At 62.2% G+C, this 20761-nt stretch carries 20 protein-coding genes; 9 read left to right on the top strand and 11 right to left on the bottom strand.

The features are described 5' to 3' along the window. Positions 1-137: 137 nt before the first annotated feature. The 5 genes from DEM27_RS06520 (at position 138) to DEM27_RS06540 (ending at position 6042) form a co-directional block, all read left to right on the top strand. Positions 138-2351, top strand: coding sequence for a hypothetical protein (locus DEM27_RS06520; RefSeq protein WP_109457390.1), 2214 nt, complete (start codon positions 138-140; stop codon positions 2349-2351). Between the two features lie 181 nt (positions 2352-2532). After that, positions 2533-3675, top strand: a complete 1143-nt coding sequence (locus DEM27_RS06530) for a S49 family peptidase (protein ID WP_109457392.1) — start codon at positions 2533-2535, stop codon at positions 3673-3675. A 2-nt stretch (positions 3676-3677) separates the two neighbouring features. Beyond that, entirely contained in the window at positions 3678-4664 is a 987-nt protein-coding gene (locus DEM27_RS06535; protein WP_109457393.1) for a hypothetical protein, read from the top strand. A 100-nt stretch (positions 4665-4764) separates the two neighbouring features. Continuing rightward, positions 4765-4935, top strand: a complete 171-nt coding sequence (locus tag DEM27_RS33890) for a hypothetical protein (RefSeq protein ID WP_165823359.1) — start codon at positions 4765-4767, stop codon at positions 4933-4935. A 9-nt stretch (positions 4936-4944) separates the two neighbouring features. Continuing rightward, positions 4945-6042 carry a tyrosine-type recombinase/integrase gene (locus DEM27_RS06540; RefSeq protein ID WP_109457394.1) on the top strand — a complete coding sequence of 366 codons (1098 nt, stop codon included), beginning with the start codon at positions 4945-4947 and terminating at the stop codon, positions 6040-6042. Between the two features lie 133 nt (positions 6043-6175). Here DEM27_RS06540 and DEM27_RS06545 read toward each other — a convergent pair whose 3' ends face one another. The 3 genes from DEM27_RS06545 to DEM27_RS06555 form a co-directional block, all read right to left on the bottom strand. Next, the gene (locus DEM27_RS06545; protein ID WP_109457395.1) at positions 6176-7525 is read right to left on the bottom strand and encodes an ATP-binding protein; all 1350 of its coding nucleotides are present in this window, start codon (positions 7523-7525) and stop codon (positions 6176-6178) included. 6 nt (positions 7526-7531) lie between these two features. After that, a complete protein-coding gene (locus DEM27_RS06550) occupies positions 7532-8185 on the bottom strand; it encodes a response regulator transcription factor (RefSeq protein ID WP_109457396.1) in 654 nt (217 codons plus the stop codon). Between the two features lie 65 nt (positions 8186-8250). Beyond that, a complete protein-coding gene (locus tag DEM27_RS06555) occupies positions 8251-9843 on the bottom strand; it encodes a phosphoethanolamine transferase (protein WP_337250465.1) in 1593 nt (530 codons plus the stop codon). On the opposite strand from DEM27_RS06555, the gene DEM27_RS33895 reads away from it, so the two are divergent. The 4 genes from DEM27_RS33895 (at position 9830) to DEM27_RS06570 (ending at position 12739) form a co-directional block, all read left to right on the top strand. Further along, positions 9830-10225, top strand: coding sequence for a hypothetical protein (locus tag DEM27_RS33895; protein ID WP_165823346.1), 396 nt, complete (start codon positions 9830-9832; stop codon positions 10223-10225). The genes DEM27_RS06555 and DEM27_RS33895 overlap by 14 nt on opposite strands. Before the next feature lie 18 nt (positions 10226-10243). Then, positions 10244-10483, top strand: a complete 240-nt coding sequence (locus tag DEM27_RS06560) for an HP1242/YdcH family protein (protein ID WP_109457397.1) — start codon at positions 10244-10246, stop codon at positions 10481-10483. A gap of 104 nt (positions 10484-10587) precedes the next feature. After that, positions 10588-10860, top strand: coding sequence for a hypothetical protein (locus DEM27_RS06565; protein ID WP_128755457.1), 273 nt, complete (start codon positions 10588-10590; stop codon positions 10858-10860). A gap of 244 nt (positions 10861-11104) precedes the next feature. Continuing rightward, positions 11105-12739 (top strand): dihydroxyacetone kinase subunit DhaK, encoded by a 1635-nt coding sequence (locus DEM27_RS06570; RefSeq protein WP_109457399.1) that lies wholly within the window; start codon positions 11105-11107, stop codon positions 12737-12739. Between the two features lie 112 nt (positions 12740-12851). Here the strand turns inward: DEM27_RS06570 and DEM27_RS06575 are convergent, their stop codons facing one another. The 8 genes from DEM27_RS06575 to iolE form a co-directional block, all read right to left on the bottom strand. After that, a complete protein-coding gene (locus tag DEM27_RS06575; RefSeq protein ID WP_109457400.1) occupies positions 12852-13664 on the bottom strand; it encodes a TIM barrel protein in 813 nt (270 codons plus the stop codon). Between the two features lie 92 nt (positions 13665-13756). Further along, entirely contained in the window at positions 13757-14782 is a 1026-nt protein-coding gene (locus tag DEM27_RS06580) for an ABC transporter permease (protein WP_109457401.1), read from the bottom strand. Positions 14783-14816: 34 nt separating this feature from the next. Continuing rightward, complete coding sequence (locus DEM27_RS06585) at positions 14817-16358, bottom strand: sugar ABC transporter ATP-binding protein (RefSeq protein WP_109457700.1); 1542 nt, start codon at positions 16356-16358, stop codon at positions 14817-14819. A 76-nt stretch (positions 16359-16434) separates the two neighbouring features. Next, a complete protein-coding gene (locus DEM27_RS06590) occupies positions 16435-17364 on the bottom strand; it encodes a sugar ABC transporter substrate-binding protein (RefSeq protein WP_109457402.1) in 930 nt (309 codons plus the stop codon). Between the two features lie 136 nt (positions 17365-17500). Beyond that, a complete protein-coding gene (locus DEM27_RS06595) occupies positions 17501-17710 on the bottom strand; it encodes a hypothetical protein (protein ID WP_109457403.1) in 210 nt (69 codons plus the stop codon). 21 nt (positions 17711-17731) lie between these two features. Continuing rightward, complete coding sequence (locus tag DEM27_RS06600; protein WP_109457404.1) at positions 17732-18853, bottom strand: Gfo/Idh/MocA family protein; 1122 nt, start codon at positions 18851-18853, stop codon at positions 17732-17734. A 190-nt stretch (positions 18854-19043) separates the two neighbouring features. After that, on the bottom strand, positions 19044-19853 hold the full coding sequence (gene iolB / locus DEM27_RS06605) for a 5-deoxy-glucuronate isomerase (protein ID WP_109457405.1): 810 nt from the start codon (positions 19851-19853) through the stop codon (positions 19044-19046). After that, positions 19853-20758: a myo-inosose-2 dehydratase gene (gene iolE, locus DEM27_RS06610; protein ID WP_109457406.1), complete on the bottom strand. Its 906-nt coding sequence runs from the start codon at positions 20756-20758 to the stop codon at positions 19853-19855. The genes iolB and iolE overlap by 1 nt, the downstream gene beginning before the upstream one ends. Positions 20759-20761: the final 3 nt, after the last annotated feature.

The following is a 20761-nucleotide window of genomic DNA, read 5'->3' on the forward strand; positions in this document are numbered from 1 at the left end:
CATTTCCGACACAAGATGACACACGGTGAAATCGCATGATGCAGAATGACCTAAGTATTTGATTATATTAGATATTATTTGATTTTTAAGGTTCATTATGCTACATTTTCTCCCAGTTTTTGGGAGAAAATGTAGACGTGGCAAAAACACTCATCGGTCAGCTCATCTTCCGTCTTCGAACGGAAGGCCTGGGCGAGGCGCAGAAAGTCACCAATGCGATGCGCCAGGTGGAGAACGCCGCCCGGCGCCTCGGCTCGGCGGGTGTCGGTTCGTGGGGCGTCGGCTTCCAGCGCCAGCTGGACAAGCTGAAGCTCTCTGCGCAGGAGATGAAAGAGGTTGAGCGGTCGTGGATTCACCTCCACGACACGATGAAGTCGCGCAGCATGGCCGACGCGCTTCAAAAGAACTCGATCGCACATTGGAAAACGAACACCGTCTCGGTCTTGGCGCAGGGCCGCGCCGAAATGGATCGCCATTTCCAGGAGGCGGAAAAATCTGCCCGCAGCCACGCGAACCGGATGCGGGACATTCTGAAGCCGGGCTTAGCGATGCTGGGCGCGTACACCGCGCCCTATCTCATCGGAAGTCTAAGCTCAGAAGCACTTTCCGCTTCGTCCGAACGCCGCCGTGAGATCTTTCGCCAGCGCATGGCCGGTATCCCTGAGAAGGATCGCGGCCAACTCTTCGATCGCTCGGAGGAGCTCGGCAAAAAATATCCGTCTATCCCGATCACCGGCATCATGGAGATGTCGCGCAGCGCCTACAGCGTGATGGGCAACACTGAACGGGCGAACGCCATCTTGGAGAAGATGGTGGAATCGCTCGTCGTCATGCAGAGCGCCCGCGGCCCCGACGCCGCCGGCCAACAGCTGATCGGCTTGATCCGCGGTCTCGATAACCTCGGGGTAAATAAGGACGGACCATCGGGCATCGATGACGTCATGAAAATGATCGACGCCGCTACGCGAGCCGCGCAGGTCGATCCCGATTTCGACCCGGCAACGTTTTTCGAATTTGCAAAATCCACGAAAACCGCCGGCCCGGCACTGTCGCTCGATTTCTTGGCGCGGGCACCGACATACATTCAGGACGGCACCAGCGGCAACGCATTGGCCATGGCCTTCCGAGCCTTCGCGCTGGAGGCAGTTGGCTCCGCCGGCGGCAAGAAGTACCTCGCGGAACGCGATCGACTTGGGATCCGGCAAAACGGCAAACTGGTCGATGGTGGGATGTTCGGTGCGAACCCCGATGAATGGGTTCTGAAATATCTGATTCCGGCTCTTCAGAAAGACGGCGTGGATCTGAGCGATAACACGGCGGTATCGGTCGCCATCGGCAAATTGTCCGGCAACACGACGGCGACGGGTTTCATAACCCGCATCGTTACGCAACGGGCGCAAGTCGAGCGCTGGCTCAAGATGATGGACGAGGCGATGGGCACCGGCGCCGCGAAGGACGTGCGAGCCGAAGACCCGTTCGTCGGTTGGGAATCGTTCAAGAAATCGCTGGAGAACTTGTCGGCGGCGCTTACGCCGATCGATACGATCAACGCCGGCCTGAACAGCCTGGCCAACGGCATCAATGCCCTGTCGGCCGTGGCCAAAGACAATCCCGCACTTGCGGCGCTCGGCATGGGCGTCGCCGGCGCTGGGCTTTATGGCGGCGGCAAATTCGCCCTCGGCGCACTGGCCGACGTGTTCGGCTTGAAGTCCAGCGCTATTGCGCTCGACGGCTCGGCGGCAGCTTTGACCCGCGCCGCCATAGCACTCGGTGGCTCGGCGGTGACGGACGGCACTCCGGATCTGAAGAAGGGTGCGAAAGGCGGGTGGGGCAAACTCAGCGGCGTTGCGGCAGTCAGCGTTATGGGCGCATGGGCGATGCTCACGCAGGCGATGGGCGACACGCCCGGCGAGACGTTTGACGACCAGGTGAAAAACCAACGTCAGTATCGTGAGTTTCTTGAACGGCTCTTCGGCATCGGCAACTCGACAAACCCCGCGGGCACACCGGAAGTTCAAAGCGGCCTAGCCCTCGACAACGCCCGTCGATCGCGAGAGGCCGGCCTGCCGGCGTCTACCGACACGATGCCTGGAAAGACTGCGGACGATCTGGATATCGGTCGCGGGGCAATTGAAGCGTCTCGGGCTGCTGGCCAGGAGATCCAACAGAACTTGTCAGTAATGGCTTCGCCAACGGTCGATACGGCATCGATGGAACGAGCTCTAGGCATCGCCCGCGCATTGAAAAACGAGATCGTTTCCGCAGGCGCCGCAGCCTCACGCATCGATCGCAACATGGGCGCCGAGATGCGGCGAAATTTCGCCGATACCAGCGGCGGGGGAGGTTTCTGATGCTAACCGCCCTAACGATTTTGTCGTCCCTAGTGGCCGCGACTATGGGCGTCAACCTGCTTCGCCCTTCTAATGACGGTTGGCAAACAAAGTCCGGCGCCGCTGTTTTCGCGATCGCGGCGTTTTCATTGCTTTTCCTTGCGCTTCACGCGCTGCTACCGCTGGTCGGAGGTTTCATCATTTGATCCCATCTGCTCTGAACACGCCGTTTGCCATCACCGGTGACGGCCTCGACATGCTCGATCGCAGCATCGGCGAAGGACTCGACATGCTTGCCCGGATCGCAGCCGATCCTAAGGCCTTGGAAAGTCGGCTGCCTTTCAAAGCGAAAGTCGGCGAACGTCTGGGTGTCCGCGATGGAATCGGCCGGCTCTATGTCCACGGCCCGCTCATGAAGCGAAAAAGCTGGCTGACAGATTTGTTCGGGTTTTCAACATACGAAACGCTTGCGCGTGACTTGCAGGCCGCGATTGATCACAAAGATGTGGAATCTATTGTTTTTCATATCGACTCGCCCGGCGGCGAGGCTAACGGCTGCGACGAACTCGCCGCCGCAATCTTCGCGGCACGGCGAAAGAAGCCCATGGCTTCTTATATCTCCGGCATGGGATGCAGTGCAGCCTACTGGCTCGCCAGCGCCGCAGGCCCCGTCACTGTATCGGACGCCGCGATCGTCGGCAGCGTTGGCGTTGTCGTCGGATACGAAACTCGTATCGGCCGGGACGGTGAACAAGTTGTCAATTTCGTCTCATCGCAATCACCTGGCAAGCAGCCTGATCCGACAAGTCAGCCCGGTCGCACTCGCATTCAACGAATGGTCGATGACCTCGGGGCCGTCTTCGTCTCACACGTTTCGAGGCAGCGCGGCATTTCCGCGGAAAAGGTGTTGGCTTGGCAAGGCGGCGTCGAGATCGGCGCTCATGCGGTGAAGGCGGGAATGGCCGATGCGGTCGGCAGCCTCGAAAGCGCGGAGGCCAGCCTGAAAAAGCGACCAGTCCCGATCCCGACGAAGTTGCCCACGCATGTCAACTCTGCGGTGTCAAAAACACCGCGGGTCGCAATGACGCCGCCACCATTGGCGCCGCGACTTTCGGTTGCCGAGCGCGCCCGAATAGACGCCGAAGCGAAGGCTGAAGTCGCGGAACTTGCTCGAATCCGCGAGATCTTCAAGACGATCGCGAGTGCGGAGACCGCCTCCTACTACGCCTACGACACCCGCATGTCTGCAGCAGAGGCAAGAGCCGACCTCGATCGAAAGGCCATCGAAAAAGGATGGCAACTGGCAGCACAAAACGCAAATCGAGCATTTTTTGGAGACAGCTGAACATGGATCTCGAACATTTCATCCCCGCCCGCCGCGGTCGCCCGCCGAAAGTGAAGGACGAGGGAAACCGTTTAACCGCACTCGAGCAGGCGATGCAGCAGCCTTTGCCGCCGGAAATTTTCAAGGCCGCTAAAACCCTCGTTGCTGCGTACGAGGTTGTGGACGCGCTGGTCGGGGAATATCGCAAAGTCAGCGAAAGCGCACGTATCCCTCCGGATATCCGGCAGAAAAACGCAGAACGCGCGTATGAACAGGCTCGTGATTTCGCCGGCTATGCGCGCGATGTATTGGCGGACGCGAGGCGCGAGCTTCGCGACAAGCTTCAGGAATTCACCGAAATCAAGACGGCGATGTTCGCTGACCGCCGGAAAAAAGAGCTGGAAGCGGCAGTTGCTGCAGCTGAGAAGTCTGTTTCTGATCGGGAAGCAGACGTTCAACGCGCGCATGAGCGCCAAGAGGCCGCAAGGGTTGCACGCGACCTCGCCAGCGTCGACCCCGTTGCAGCAGCACAAGCGGCGCTCGTCAGCGCACTCACGCGTCGTGAGGCCGCCGCCATGGGCGCGGAGGCGGACAACGTGCCGTCGCTTGCGGAAATCGACAGGCTGCAGGCGGCACTCGACAGTGCAAAAAAGTTCAACGATACATCGATCGAGTTACGCGTGGAGGCGCTCAAAAGCGAAATACTGCGCCAAGCTGAAAAAGTGCGAGCCGCACACACGGCGCTGCTAGAGCGCCTGCACCCTTTTCGCGAAAAATGGCTTGAAGCGGCTAATACTCAAATTGCAGAAGCCGCCACAATGCTTGCGCAAACCCAACAGTTGGCGGAATTGTTCAACGGTTACGCGGGTGTCCCCGCGCCCTTCCAGCATGCGCGCCTCGGCGGCGCTGGTACAGCTACTGGCGACCCAACCCTGAAGGGTGCTGAAGATGTCCTCAGCGTTTTCGCCACCATTCGCGCCGGCACTCAGCGGCTCAACCCGTACCTGTGATTATCGTCGCGTCACTTAATGACGCGACACCTGGCGAGCCGCCGGCCCAAGAAGAGGCCGGTGGCTCGCATCAAACCCGACATTCTTCGTGGAACCCTAAATGACCCGCCCCGCCCTCATCAAAAAATCGGACCTCATGCGCGCTGCCGAGGCCGCGAAGCAGTCCGGCTGCCGTGTCGAGTTCAGGATCGGCGACACAGTTATTTCGGTCATCCCTGAAGATGCCTCGAAAACAAGTAGCGGTATTGAATTTGGCCGACCGACTCTGTGATAGTGCGTTATGCCGAAAAAGCCTTATCCCCACGTACACAAACAGCTGACCCGCCATAAAAAGTGGGTTTTCTATTTCCGCATTGGTAAGGGAAAACGAACACGTTTGCCAAACCCAACGGATCCAAAATTCAAAACAGCATACCTGGCCGCACTGACCGGGAATTCATTTCCGGTCGAAAAGGTCTATGAAGGGACGCTTAAATGGCTGTGGGGAAAGTACACCGCCGAGAGCGCCAAATGGGCTGGCTATAGCCCGGCGACGCAAAAGCAGCAGAGCCTAATTATGGCGAAGGTGCTCAAGACCGGCGGCAAAGCCGCCCTGACCGCGATCACGCAGGATGTCATCCAGGAAAGTCTCGACAAGCGGCATGAAACACCGGCTCTAGCGGCGAACTTCCTTAAGGTGATGCGTGGAATGTTCGGCTGGGCAAGAAGGATGCGCCTCGTCCAGGTCGACCCAACGCTTGGGGTTCAGTTGCCAACGTACAAATCCGACGGCTTTCCACCTTGGACCATCGATGACGTTCGCTCTTTTCGAGCGAAACATCAAATTGGAACGCCAGAGAGACTGGCGATGGAACTGATGCTTCTGGCAGGCCTCCGTCGCTCGGATGTTGCCGTTATCGGACTACAGCATATCCAGGGCAGCATCCTTTCGATCTCGACTGCGAAGACCGGCACGAGAATATCAATCGAGCTGTCCGACGAACTTTTGAAAATGATTAAAGCAACGCCACGCAAGGGCCTGCACCTGATCGAAAGCAGCAAAGGGAAGCCGTTCGTCAAAGAGGCGTTCGGCAATTGGTTCAAGGAAAAATGCACCGAGGCGGGCGTTGCGAAGTCGGCCCACGGCCTTCGCAAGCTGAGCGCAACACTGGCCGCCGAGGGAGGCGCCGGCAGCCACCAACTCATGGCGCAATATGGTTGGACGAAGCTTTCGACGGCCGAAATCTACACAAAGGGCGTTGACCGAAAAAGGCTTGGAATCGAAGCCAGCCGGATCGTTGCGGATCAGATCGGGAACATAAAATTCCCTCACCCGCTTTCAGGTGAGGGCGGCGATGAAGAAAATAATAGTAAAATCAATAATATAGATTCGCTCTAAGATGCCTGTCACGCCCACCATCCTAATTCAGATAAAGCCCTGTTACGACAGGGCTTTTCGCATTTAAGGGCTTCACTTCCATTCCGGCAAATGCGCCACAGATCGGCATCTGGCGGAAGGCCGGCGACCCTTTTCAGCGTTGCGTCTGGCCGCTTAAAACAATCCGCGCCTCGAAACCGTCTTGACGCCCCTCCGCCGGGGAAAGCAGCTGCAACTCGCCGCCCATCTGCTCCACGAGACTGGAGACGATGGCAAGGCCGAGGCCGGAGCCCGGGGCGCTTGTCGGTCCGCGGATGAAACGGCTGCGGATGCCGGCCAGAAGCTCTGACCCCAGTACCGCTGCCTGGTTGACGATGCGGATCACGCCCTGCGGCTGAAGCTCTATCTCAACCAGGCTGCCCGGCGGACTGTGCAGCAGCGCATTTTCGACGAGATTGCGGACGACGATGGCAAAAGCATCCGAGTTGACCGGTCGTTCGAGCGGTGGAAATGTTTCCGGGACGACATGCAGCCGCCCGTGGGCGAGCGGCACCCGCCGCGCGTCTTCGATGACCAGCGACAGGATCGGCGACAGGTCGACGGGCTCGCCGCCGCCGATGCCGGCTTCGGCACGCGACAGCTGCAGCAGTTTTTCCGACAGCCGGGCCAGTTTGCCGAGGGAGGTTTCCACCTGCCGGGCCCGGCCCTGCAAGGCACCGGGCGGCAGTTCCTCGACCAGCCGCTGCGTCTGCGCCAGCGCGCCGGCAATCGGGGTGCGCAGTTCGTGGGCGCTGTTGGCGGCAAACTCCCGCTCCGCGTCCAGCGCCGCCCGCAGGCGTGTCAGCAGCAGGTTGACCGAATGGGCGATCGGCTGCAGTTCGGGCGGCAGCGTCTCCCGCTCGACCGGCGCCATGTTGCCGCCGTCCTTGGTGCCGATGGCGAGGCGAAGATCGTCGATCGGCGACAAAAGCCGCCGCACGGTGAAGCGGATGGCGAAGATGCTGGCCGGCAACAGGATCAGAAGCGGCAGCAGCAGCGCAAACCCGCCTTCGATCATCGCCTCACGCCGATGGTCGAAGGCATCGGCGATCTGCACGAAGATGCTGCCGTCCACCGAGGCCGCCGTATAGATGCGGTAATCGCCTGTATCGTGGAACCCCTGTTGCAGCGGCGCGTCGAACGGCGCCTGCGTCGCATCGTGCGAATGCAGGATGACGCTGCCGCCGGAATCGCGCACCTGGTAGATCAGGTAATCCTCGCCATGGGCGATGGTCGGCGCCTCCAGCCGGCGCGGGCCGCCGGACGCCTCCTGCTGCAACAGGTCGTCCACGACCAGCGGCATCAGGCGCTCGCCGGTTTCCTTGAGCGCGCTGTCGAAGATCTCGGTGAACTCGTCCTGCATGACCATCATGCCGAAGCCGGCCGCCATCAGCCAGAACAATGTCACGATGCCCGTCAGGGTGATCGTCAGGCGGCGCGTGATGCTAAAACTGCGTTTTGCCATGCGGTTTCATTTCAGGCTGTAGCCGACACCGCGCACGGTCTGCACCCGGTCGCGTCCGATTTTCTTGCGCAGCCGGCTGACATAGACCTCCACCGTGTTGCTTTCGATCTCCGAACCGAAGGCGTAGAGCGCTTCCTCGATCTGTGTCTTCGAGACGATGGCGCCGATGCGGCCGCAGAGCGTGTCGAGCACCGACCATTCGCGGCCGCTGAGCAGCACTTCGCGACCGTCGACGCGCAGGCTTCGCGAGCGCTGGTCGATCTCCAGGCCGGCAAGGCGGATGATGGAAACGGAACTGCCGCCATGCCGGCGCGAAACGGCGAGCATGCGTGCCGTCAGCTCCCCGAGGTCGAAGGGTTTTACCAGATAGTCGTCGGCGCCGCTGTTCAGCCCTTCTATGCGATCGGAAATCTGGTCATGCGCCGTCAGGACGATCACCGGCGTCGCATCGCCTTTCGCCCGCAGTCCGCGCAGCAGCGACAGGCCGCTGCCGTCGGGGAGGCGCAGGTCGAGCAGGATCAGGCCGTAATTGGTGGTCAGGGCGGCATTGCGCGCATCGTCCACCAGCCGGAACCAGTCGACGGCATGGCCATTGGCGGCGACGTGGTCGTGCACCGCCTCGCCGAGAATGGCATCATCTTCCACCAGAAGAACTCTCATGCCGGCATCCTTGCTGCGAGAGCAATGCCGTAGCGAGTTCATGGCCCGCGCGTCAAGTACAGCACTCAGGAGGTCGGCTTTCCCGTGCAGGCGGCAAAGATGTCGAGGGAACGATCGTAAGCCTTTGTGGAGACGTTCATCATGCCGAGCACGCTGTGGAACAGATTGTCCTGAGACCGCGGCTGCACCGACGAACCGTCGAAACATGGACGGTCGAGGCCGAAGGCGGCACTGAAATCCCGGTCCAGCCAGACGAGGAACGGCACATGCGTCTGCTCTGCCGGTGCAAAGACGTAAGGGGCGCCATGCAGGTAGATGCCGTTTTCACCCAGCGATTCGCCGTGGTCCGAGACATAGACCATGGCGCCGGCCAGGGTCGACGACCGGGCCTTGAGCTTGTCGATCAGCGCCGACAGGACGTGATCGGTATAGAGGATGGAATTGTCGTAGGCGTTGACGATCTCTTCCGGCGTGCATTTGCTGAACTCGGCGCTGCGGCAGTCTGGCTTGAAATGCCGGAACTCCTCGGGATAGCGCTGGTAATAGGCCGGGCCATGACTGCCGAGCTGGTGCAGGACGAGAACACTGTCCTGCTTCACGGTATCGAGCCAGGCGTCGAGACGGTCGAGAAAGATGCCGTCCCGGCATTCGTCGTTGACGCAGAAGCGCTTGTCGCCGGAGGTGGACAGGTTCACCGATGCGATGCGGTCGGCAATGCCTTTCGGCCCGGTGTTGTTGTCCCACCATTCCGCCTTGATGCCGGCATGGGCGAGCACATCCATGAGGTTTTCGGTCGAACGCCCCTTCTCATGGGTATAGGCATCGCGGCCGTAAACCGAGAACATGCAGGGCAGCGAGACGGCCGTTGCCGTGCCGCAACTGACCGTGTCCGGAAAATAGGTGATGTCCTGCTTCTCGAGTTCCGGATTGGTCTGCCGGCCATAACCGTTCAGGGCAAAGTTCGCTGCCCGCGCCGTCTCGCCGGCAACGACGATCAGGATGCGCGGCTTGGCCAGGCCGTTTTCCGCCGGCAGGCGGCGCGCATCCGTGCCGAGCGCCTGCACGACGATGGCCCGCTCCTCCGTCTGCCGCACGGCATATTTGACCGCGCTGGCAACCGGCATGATCGGATTGAGGATGCGCACCAGGTCGTTGTGTTCACGGAAGGTGGCGGCAAAGGTCTTGAAATGGCCGTAGCCGGCAACGGCAAACACCGTCAGGCAAGGTATGATCAGCGCCAGATTGCGCCCGACCTTGCAGAGGAACGGCCGGTGCTCGATGCGTATCCAGGCGATCAGCAGCGACGGCACGATACCGACCAGGAGGACGTGGAAGAAAAGCCCCGTCGTCAGGAGGTGACCGGCCTCCGCCTCCGTCGTCTCGGCGGCATTGCTGATCATGTCGATATCGATTACCACGCCGAACTGGTCGGTAAACCAGGATGCCAGCGTTCCCACCATGATCAATGCGATGAAGACGGGCTTGATCAGATATTTCGTCGAAAGGGCCGTGAACAGAGCGATGAAGGCGGCCGACAGGCCGACGGCAAGCGCGATCAGCGCGCTCTGGTCGTCCGACATATAATGCACGGCTCGATACCAGAAGGTGTAGTTGGTGGCAAAGAGCACATAAACGGCGACCAGGATGCTCAACGGCACGCTGCCGATCGTCGGGCGGTTGGAAAAAATGCGTTTGATCGGTGTTGCTGTCACGGCCAGTCTCGCGGTCCTTGAAATCGCGCGGACCATGCCGGGGCTTGCTGACAGCAAGCTGAACAGCAAGCTGCGCTGCAAAACATCCCCTCCATCCGCAGAAGCAGTCTGTCCGCAGCGCCTGCCCACCGTAAACAAGCCGGCGCGGAGGATGATGGTCCTCAGGGTTGCCGGCGACGCATTGGTCGCGACCGCATGCATCGTGCATTCTTCGATGAGCCTTCACCCTTCCCGGCCACCGTGCCCGCGGAGTTCCGGCTTGCATGATCGCGTTGCTTTGCGCTCGATCAAAGCCGGGCCACCTCTTCCGTCCTATGATCGTCCGTAACAACAACAAGGAGACGATATGTCGAACACACCGCACACTCTGGGAGAGGAATTTCCCGGCCAGCTCGAAGCCATCCATGCCCTCAAGGCGAAGGACAGCCGGTTTGCAAAAACACTGGAGGAATACGACGACGTGAACGACCAGATTCATCGGTCGGAGACACGCATCGAACCGCTTTCTGACGCGGCGGAAACGGCCCTGCGCAAGCAGCGCCTGGCCCTCAAGGATACCATCGCCGCCGCCCTCGCCCAGGCCTGACGGCGACTGCCGCGGCTGCCGCCCAGGCGGCCGCGACTGGCTTTTGGGGGGCATATCCGCGATCGACGCTCCTCATTTCCGCTCTCCCGCTTTCCCGAAAAGCCTTGACGAAATCATTGCGGGTACGCAAATGTGCGGCCATGCCGCAGATCGACCATGACCCCAATGAACCGCAGACCGACCGAAGCGTCGGCCCCTGGCTGGGAGTTCTGGCATTTGTCGCGGTGTTGTGGATCTGGTATCTCGTCTATATCCCGTTCCACTGGTATTCGCTGGCGCTCGGTCTTGGCACCGGGTTTGTCGTGGCCTCCTGGCTTTCCGACAGGCGCATGAGGCGAAGTTCCCGCTATTGGCGCATTCGCCCGCACGACGAATAGGCCTCCCGCTTCTTCCTTTCCCAGCGAAAAATCAGCTTGACGCTACGCGCTCCGCTCTATTTCGATGGAGGCGGACAACGCCTGCGCGGCCTCAATCGAACACAACCATCAGAAGCACATCAGGGCGGAGGCGCGCGGCGTTTTATCTGACAAATTCATAAATATAAAAAATCGGGGCATGTCATTTCGAGGAAAGCCGACATGCCCCGGATGCAAAAACCGATAACGGACGGGACCCGACTTCATGAAACATTTCTTCAACCGCAAGGAAACCATCGTCACCGAAGCCCTGGACGGCTTGCTGCTGACCACCAGCGCGGGGCGGCTCGCCCGGCTCGACACCTATCCCGAGATCAAGGTGATCGTGCGCGCGGATTGGGACAAGTCGAAGGTGGCGGTGATTTCCGGCGGCGGTGCCGGTCACGAACCTTCGCATGCCGGTTTCGTCGGCAAGGGCATGCTGACGGCCGCCGTCTCCGGCGAAATCTTCGCCTCGCCGAGCGTCGATGCCGTGCTGACGGCGATCCGTGCCGTCACGGGCGCGCCCGGATGCCTGCTCGTGGTCAAGAACTATACCGGTGACCGCCTGAATTTTGGCCTGGCGGCGGAAAAGGCCCGTGCCGAAGGTTTCGATGTCGAGATGGTCATCGTCGCCGACGACATTGCCCTGCCCGACATCAACCAGCCGCGCGGCGTGGCCGGCACGCTGTTCGTCCACAAGATCGCCGGCCATCTGGCCGAAGAGGGCAAGGACCTGAAGACCGTCGCCGCCAAGGCGGCAGAAGCCGCCTCCGACATCGTATCGCTCGGCATGTCGCTGTCTTCCTGCTCCATTCCCGGGCAGGCCCATGAGGACCGGCTCGGCTCCGAGGAGGGCGAACTCGGCCTCGGCATCCACGGAGAGCCCGGTGTCGAGCGCATCGCCCTGCAGCCGGTGCTCGACCTCGTCGGCACCATGAGCGAACGCCTTGCCGCGACCTTGAAGGCGGATGGCGATTATGCCCTGCTGATCAACAATCTCGGCGCCGTCCCGCCGCTCGAAATGGGCGTCATCGCCAATGCGACGCTTGCCTCGCCGCTGGCATCGCGCGTGACACTGATCGTCGGACCCGCACCGATGATGACGGCACTCAACATGAACGGTTTTTCCCTGTCGCTGGTCCGCCTCGATGCCGAGCGCGAAATGGCCCTGACCGCACCGGTCGAGCCGCATGCCTGGGTGCCCGCCGTCCGCTGCCATGCCCTGTCTGTCATCCCCGCACCGAAAGCAGGTAGCGACACCACGACAGCCACAGCGAGCGACGATGCCGCCACACGCACGCTGATCACGGCGATCGGCGATCATCTCATTTCTCTCGAAACCGAACTGAACCGCCTCGATGGCCGCGTCGGCGATGGCGACACCGGATCGACCGTGGCAACCGGCGCCCGCAGCATCCTGTCGCGGCTCGACCAGTTGCCGCTCAAGGATCACGCCGCGACGCTCGCCGTGATCGGCGAAACGCTGAGCACCAGCATGGGCGGATCGAGCGGCGTGCTTCTTTCGATCTTCTTCACCGCCGCTTCCAAGGCGATGGCCGAGAAAGCCGATATCGCCGCAGCGCTTCTGGCCGGTCTCGACCGCATGACCTTCTACGGCGGCGCGAATGTCGGCGACCGTACCATGATCGACGCATTGGAGCCTGCCTTGCGGGCGCTCGCGGCCCAAGGTGTGTCCGCCGCAGCCCATGCCGCGGCTGCCGGTGCCGAATCGACAAAGACGATGAAGAAGGCCCGCGCCGGCCGTGCGTCCTATGTCGGCGAACGGGATCTCGACGGGGTTGCCGATCCGGGCGCTGTTGCCGTTGCCGGGGTGTTCGAAGTGGCCGCCGGCCTATAGAGCCATCCCTGCAAAAGTGCTAAACGGTTTTGCGTCCGGATTGCGTGGAAACGAAGAGATGGAGCGTTTTCGCGTTAAAGCGGAAACGCCCGGCAGTCGGCGATAGCGAAGCTCAGACCCCGGCTTCGATGAACGCCATGCTGGCCTTCAACGCGGCGGCCGGATCGTTGAGGGCATGCACATCCGGCGCGAAGGGTTCGAAGGACAGCGGCCCGCTGTAACCGGCGTCCCGCAGGGCACGGATCTGGCCGCAATTGTCCAGCCGGTCGCTGGCATCCACCAGCACGCGGTGCGGATCGCGCATGTCAGCAACCGTCACCGCCGTATCGCTGACGCCGGAAATATGCACCAGCCCGGTGAGATCGGGAAAGAGCTCCGGCTCGCCGGCGAGGTGGTGGTGGAAGGTGTCGTGCACCAGCCGGAAGGTATCGGTGAACCCGAGTTCGCCGATCGCCTCGGCGGCCTCGCGCTTGGAACTCAACGAGCAGACGGAAAAACCGAGAGGCTCCACCAGCCCGATGATGCCGGCCTGGGCCAGCATCGGCCGCAGGGCCTTGAGCGCGGTGCGCAAATTGGCCTGCCGCTCGCCATCCGCCCGGCCGCTGCCGTCGTTGACCGGCACCAGCACCAGCGCCCTGGCGCCGCAATCGTGGGCATAAGCGATGAGGTCGCGGGCTCCCGACGCCCGGATATCGTTCCATTCGTTGAAACGCTGCAGCGCATTGATGGAGATGATCGTCAACCCTTGCGCCTGCGCCGCCGCCTTCACCTCCGCCGCCGGGGTTCCGTCGAGGATCGCAGTGCCGGCGAGGTCGTTGCGGATTTCGACGCTGCCGATACCAAGCGCCTTCGCCAGAGCAAAGAAGCGGTCGAGCGGCAGGCCGGGGGCGGCCATGTGGTTGAGGGCAAAGGGCAAGCGGGTCATCGGCCTTCCTTCTCCGGCAGCGTCGCGCCGAGAAAATTCGAAATGGGGGGAAATGGACCGGTGCGGCCGGAGGAGGACCGCACCGGCCGAAGTCAGTGCTTGGTCCGCTTCTTCTGGCGGTAGACGTCGATCACCACGGCGGTGACGATGATCAGGCCCTTGACGATCTCCTGGTAATAGGCGTCGACGCGCAGGAAGGTGAAACCCGAGGTCATGACGCCGAGGATGACGGTGCCGATCACCGTGCCGGTGATGCGGCCGATGCCGCCGGTCAAGGAGGTGCCGCCGATGACGGCCGCGGCGATGGCATCCAGCTCGTACATCACGCCCATGCCGGCCTGCGCCGTCTGGGCGCGGGCGGCGGTGACGACGCCGGCAAGGCCTGCCAGAAGGCCGGCAATGGCATAGACCTTGATCAGGTGCGCCTCAACGTTGATGCCGGAGACGCGGGCGGCCTGGACATTGGCGCCGATCGCGTAGGTAAACTTGCCGTAGAGGGTGTAGCGCAGCGCAATGTGGAAGATCAGCGCCACGACGAGGAAGACGATGACCGGCCAGATGCCCGTGCCGATGAAATTGAACTGGTCGGTGAGGCCGGAGACCGGCTGGCCCTTGGTGTACCACTTGGAGATGCCGCGCGCCGAGACCATCATGCCGAGCGTGGCGATGAAGGGCGGGATCTTGGTCCTGGCGATCAGCTGGCCGTTGATGAAGCCGGCGAGGAGGCCGATCAGCAGGCCGACGCCGATGGGGATGAAGAACGGCAGGTCGGTGAGCGAGGGATAGAGCGCCCGGGACCAGCTGGACGATTGGGCGAGGCTGGCGGCGATCATCGCCGTCATGCCGACGACCGAGCCGGAGGACAGGTCGATGCCGCCGGTGATGATCACCTGCGTCACGCCGACGGCGATGATGCCGATGACGGAGACCTGCAGGACCATGATCGTCAGGCGCTGGCTGTTCATCAAAAAACTCTGGCCGACGAAGATCCAGCCGAGGATTTCATAGATCAGCGCGATGCCGACCAGCACCAGGAAGATGCTGAGCTCCGGCGGCACGCGGCGGCGGCGCTGCCGGGTTGCAAGCGGGGCGGCTCCCTCTGCTGCCTTGGTATTCATGTGAACCCTCCCTTCGAGGCGGATGGCGGCGCGCTTATTGCGCAGCCAGTTCCATCACTTTGATCTGCGTTGCTTCGTCGCGATTGAGGAAACCGGTGACGCGGCCTTCATGCATCACCATGATGCGGTCGCTCATGCCGAGCACTTCCGGCATCTCCGACGAGATCATGACGACGGCAACGCCGTTGCGCGCCATTTCCGTGACCAGCCGGTGGATCTCCGCCTTGGCGCCGACATCGATGCCGCGCGTCGGCTCGTCGAGGATGAGGATGCGCGGATCGGTGAGCAGCCAGCGGCCGATCAGCACCTTCTGCTGGTTGCCGCCCGACAGGTTCTCCACCCGCTCGTCGAGGTTCGGCGTCTTGACGCGCAGGCGCCTGGCCATGTCCTCGCAAGTGGATTCGATGGCGCCCTCCTGGACGAAACCGCCCTTGACGAAGCGGTCCTGCAAAACGGCGATCTGCATGTTTTCGAGCACGTTGAGGATCAGCAGGCAGCCGGTATCCTTGCGGTCTTCGGTGAGGAAGGCCATACGGTTGCGGATCGCCACCGTCGGCGAGGTGATGTTCACCGGCTTGCCGAACAATTCGATCGTGCCCGACGAGGCCGGCGTGACGCCGAACAGCGTCTCGGCCACGTTCGACCGGCCGGAGCCGACGAGGCCGGCCACGCCGAGGATCTCGCCGGCCCGCACATCGAAGGAGACGTCGCGGAAGACGGTGTCGAGCGTCAGGTCTTTCACCGACAGCACCACATCGCCGATCGGCACCTCCTCCTTCGGAAACATCTGGGTGATCTCGCGCCCGACCATCATGCGGATGATGTCGTCGCGAGTGACCTCGGAGGACGCGTGCGTGCCGATGTAGCGGCCGTCGCGGAAGACGGAAAACTCGTCGGCGATCTCGAACAGCTCGTTCATCTTGTGGGTGATGTAGACGATGCCGATGCCCTGGGCGCGCAGGTCGCGGATGATGGTAAAGAGGTGGGCGACCTCCTTTTCCGTCAGCGCCGAGGTCGGTTCGTCCATGATCAGCACGTCGGAATTGTAGGACACCGCCTTGGCGATCTCGACCATCTGGCGGCTGGCGACCGAAAGATGCCGCACCTCGATTTCCGGATCGATGGCGATGTTCAGCCGGTCGAGCAGGTCCTGCGTCATCCGCCGCATCGCGCCGTGATCGACGAAACCGAGACGGGTCTTGGGTTCGCGGCGGATCCAGATGTTTTCGGCCACCGTCATGAACGGCATCAGGTTGAGCTCCTGATGGATCATGGCAATGCCGTTTTCCAGCGCGTCGAGCGGCGATTGCAGCCGGATGCCGACGCCCTTGAGGCGAACCTCGCCGCTGTCGGGCCTGTAGATGCCGGCGAGGATCTTCATCAGCGTCGACTTGCCGGCGCCGTTTTCGCCCATCAGCGCATGCACGGTGCCGCGCTTCAGGCGGAAGGAAACGTCATCGAGGGCGACGACGCCGGGAAACTCCTTGCGGATACCCTCGGCGGCCAGCAGGAACTCGGCATTGGGGATCGCGCCGCTCTGGCGGACGGCAGCCATCGTCGATGGGCTGACAGCCATCTCCATCTCCTCCCGATACATATGCGAACATGATTGGAATGCGGGCAGAACCCGCATTCCAGATGACGATGACGCCTCAGTTCTTGGCGACGAAGTCCTTGACGTTTTCCGGCGTGACGAGCTGGAAGGGGATGTAGACCTTCTTCTCGACCGGCTCGCCCTTGGCAATCTTCAGGGCGGCATCGAGCGCACCCTTGCCCTGGCCGGCGGCATCCTGGAACACGGTGACGTCGAGGTCGCCGGCCTGCATGGCGGCCAGCGCGTCCTGTGTCGCATCGACACCGGCCACGACGACGCTGTCCATCGAACGACCGGCCGCCTTCAGCGCCTGGATGGCGCCGATGGCCATTTCATCGTTGTTGGAGATGACGGCGTCGAACTCGATGCCGCTGGAGAGCCAGTTGGTCATCAGGTCGGCGCCCTGGGTGCGCGACCAGTTGGCCGTCTGCTCTTCGACGATCTGGATGCCCTTGCATTCTTCGGTCGCCACGACGTCATGCACGTCCTTGGTGCGCATGCGGGCCGCCTGGTTCGACAGCTCGCCCATCATCACCACGGCCTTGCCCTTGCCGCCGAGAAGACGGCAGACTTCCTTGGCTTCCAGCGTGCCGGAATCCACCTCGTTGGAGGCGACGAAGGCCTGCTTTTCCGGCAGCGTGTCGACGTTGACCGGCTCGCGGTTGACATAGACCAGCGGAATGCCGGCATCGGCGGCGATCTTCGACATCGCCACCGTCGCATCCGTATCGACCGGGTTGACGATGATGGCGGTGACGCCGGATGCAATGAAGTTCTGGATCTGGCTCTGCTGTTTGGCGACGTCGTTCTGCGCGTCCTCGACCTGCAGTTCGACACCGTTCAGCGTCTTGGCATAGTCCTGCATGCCGTTGCGCAGAACGGTCAGGAAGTTGTCGTCGAACTGCGCCATCGACACGCCGATGGTTTCGGCATGGGCGGCGGTGGACATCAGCATGGCGGCAGCCGCGCTCAGGATAAGCTTTCTCATGATTTCCTCCTCCAAAACGGTGTCCGGTGGCACCGAAGCTGACCGGAACCCCTTCCTCCTCCGGAAGGGTCCTTCTTCATCCGGCCGGAGCTTCTCCCAAGCCCTCGACCAAAACAGAATAAACAAACTGAAAATTTCAGTTTTCGGATTGTTTATTCCATTTTCTGATGAAAGCGTCAACCTCATTTGCAGCGGCTTCGGCCGAAATATTCGAATGCGACATTGCTTTCACCGTAGTCAGGCCCGAAAACACGGGCGTTCCGGCCACACTGGTGGCCGGAATGTCGAGAACCCAAAGCTTGTCGAAAAATGGAATATACGTTCCATCGCCTGTTTCAGCGAACATGGAACGGCTGTAACGGCGCGATCAGCCTTTCGGCACCGACACCCACCGTTGCTCGCTAAAAGATTGTGCCATGGCATGCACGCTGCGCTCGATCTGCAACCCGTTGGCGAAATCGATGGCGGAATAATTTTCGCCGGCGATCGCCCGGTGCAATTCCCGGCATTCGATGATCTTCAAGTCGTTGAAGCCGAGTCCGTGGCCGGGGGCGGGAATGAAGCGGTCATAGGGCTTGTGGACCGGCGCCGACAGGATCTTGCGATATCCCTGCTCGGCGGGTGCGCCGGAGGCCTGATAGAGTTCGAACTCGTTCATCCGCTCCTGGTCGAAGAGGATCGAGCCTTTGGAGCCGAAGATCTGCAGCGCAATGCGCCCCTTGCGGCCCCAGGCCGAACGATTGGCCATGAGCACCGCCGAAATGCCGCCGCCCAGATGCATCAGCACGCTGGCGATGTCGTGGTTCTCCACGGCGCGCCGGCCGCCCTCGGCCAATGGCCGCTCGGCATAAGGTTTCACCATGTCGGCGATGACGGCCTCGACATGGCCGAACAGGAACCACAGGAGCGACAGCGGATGCACGGCGAAATCGTCGAGCGCGCCGTAGCCGGAGGAAGCCTCGCTTTTCCAGTAGAACAGGGCCTGCGGATCGGCCATGAAATCCTCGTCGATCTCGACGCGGACATGGTTGATGTCGCCGATCGCGCCATCCTCGATCAGCGCCCTGATCTGCCGCATCACCGGATTCTGGATGTAGTTGTACCCCATGATCGCCACGCGGCCCGATGCCCTGGCGGCGGCCAGCATGCGTTCGGCATCGGCAAGCGCCGGCGCCATCGGCTTTTCGCACCAAACGTGCTTGCCGGCCTGCAGCGCCGCAATCGCCATCTCGGCGTGGAACTGGTTCGGCGTCGTTACCGAGATCACCTGCACCTCGGGATCGGCGAGCAAGTCGCGCCAGTCGCCGGTGGCCTTCTCGAAGCCGAATTCGGAGGCCCGCACCCGGGCAAGGTCGGCATTCGCTTCGGCCAGATGCACCAGCCGCGGCCGCTCGACATCGCCGAAAATCTGCCGCACCGCATTCCAGGCGAGCGCGTGGCACTTGCCCATGTAACCGGTGCCGATCAGCCCGACGCCCAAACCCGCCATGAATGCCTCCCTTAGGTTTTATGATTTTTTTGGCGCAACCGGTCCCTCATCCGCCTGCAGGCACCTTCTTCCCGCACGCAGGCGAAGGGGTATGCCGCACCGTCTCTGTCACATTCAACGCGCGGGTGGGCCACGTCCCCTCTCCCCGTTTTACGGGGAGAGGGTTAGGATGAGGGGCCTTCGCCGAGGCTCAAGGATTATCCTGCCGAAAAATCCAGTCGTGATCCGGATGGTTCTTGAAACGCCATTTGCGCAGCGGCCCGGCCATGACGTTCAGGTAATACATCTCGTAGCCATACGGCGCGCCGCAGGGATGGTGCCCCTTCGGCACCAGCACCACGTCGCCATCCGAAACCGCCATGGTCTCGTCGAGCGACCCGTCTTCGGTGAACACCCGCTGGAACCCGAAACCCTGGGCCGGGTTCAGCCGGTGGTAATAGGTCTCCTCCAGATAGGTCATGTCGGGGAAATTGTCCTCGTCGTGCCGGTGCGGCGGATAGGACGACCAGTTGCCGGAGGGCGTGAACACCTCCGTCACCAGAAGCGAGTCGGCGACGTCGCGCTCCTCCATGGCGATCGGGAAGATGTAGCGCGTGTTGGCGCCCTTACCGCGTTCCACCAGGCTGAGGCCATCGGGGCCGATCACCTGCGCCGCACGGCCCGGTTTTGCCGGCGCGGTGCAGACGGCGAGCGTGCAATCCGTGGCGGCGACCGCCGACCAGTCGGAGCCCGCCGGCACGTAGACGCAATGCGGCGCCTTGCGTTCGAAGACGCTCATGCGATCGCCGAGCAGCCCGAAATCCTGGCCCGCCGCCGCAATCTCCGCCTTGCCCTCGACCAGCACGAGGATGACCTCCGTCTCCCCCGTCGGCTCCGCGGCCCGCTCGCCGGCCGTCAGACGGTAGAGGCCGAAACCGACATAGCCCCAGCCGGCGCTTTGCGGCGTGATGTCGTGGACCTTGCCGCTCGTGCCCTTCGGCTTGCGCAGGAGGTTCGCCATCAGCGATCCCCCTTGTCGAGGCCGGCCGATAACGCAAACGCCTTCAGCGATTTCAGACCGAGGCTCTGATAGTCGAAGGGGTTGCGCACCTCGGGGTCCTGTTCCGCCTCGATCACCAGCCAGCCCTGGTAGCCGTGCTCGGCGGCGATCTTCAGCACCGGCTCGAAGGACACGCCGCCCTCGGCATCGCCGGGCACGGTGAAGACGCCGCGCCGCACGCCTTCGAGGAAGGACAGGCCCTCCGCCGCCACCTGGCCGGCGATGGCGGGGCGGACGTTCTTGGCGTGGATATGGCCGACGCGCGCCATGTGGTTCTTCGCCACCCGCTCCGGATCGCCGCCGCCGAACAGGCAATGGCCGGTGTCGAGCAGCAGCTTCGCCTTCGGGCCGGTGTGGCGCATCAGCCGGTCGATCTCGTCCTCGCTTTCGACGATGGTGCCCATGTGGTGGTGGTAGACGAGCTGGATGCCCTGCTCCGCCGCAAACGCCGCCAGCGCCTCGACGCCGGCGCCGAACTCGGCCCAACGCCCCTCATCGAGCTTGGGCCGGTCCTTGAGCACCACGCCATCGTTGCCGTGGATGGCGTTGGAGGTTTCGCAGACGATGATCACCTTCGAGTCCATGGCCTTCAACAGGTCGAGCGCCGGCTGCATCGCCGCCTTCTCATCCTCTATGGATTGGGTCAGCAGGTTCAGCGAATGCCAGCCGGAGACGTAGCGCAGCCCGCGCGGCTCCAGCACCGCCTTGAGGCCGGCCGCGTCCTCGGGGAACTTGTGGCCCTTCTCGATGCCGTCGAAGCCGATCTTGGCGGTCTCATCCAGGCATTGGTCGAGCGAGATATGGGCGCCGAGCGAACGGTCGTCGTCGTTCGACCAGGCAATCGGATTGGTGCCGTAGAAAATCATCGG

This window comes from Rhizobium album (assembly GCF_003122325.1).
Taxonomy (GTDB): Bacteria; Pseudomonadota; Alphaproteobacteria; order Rhizobiales; family Rhizobiaceae; genus Metarhizobium; species Metarhizobium album.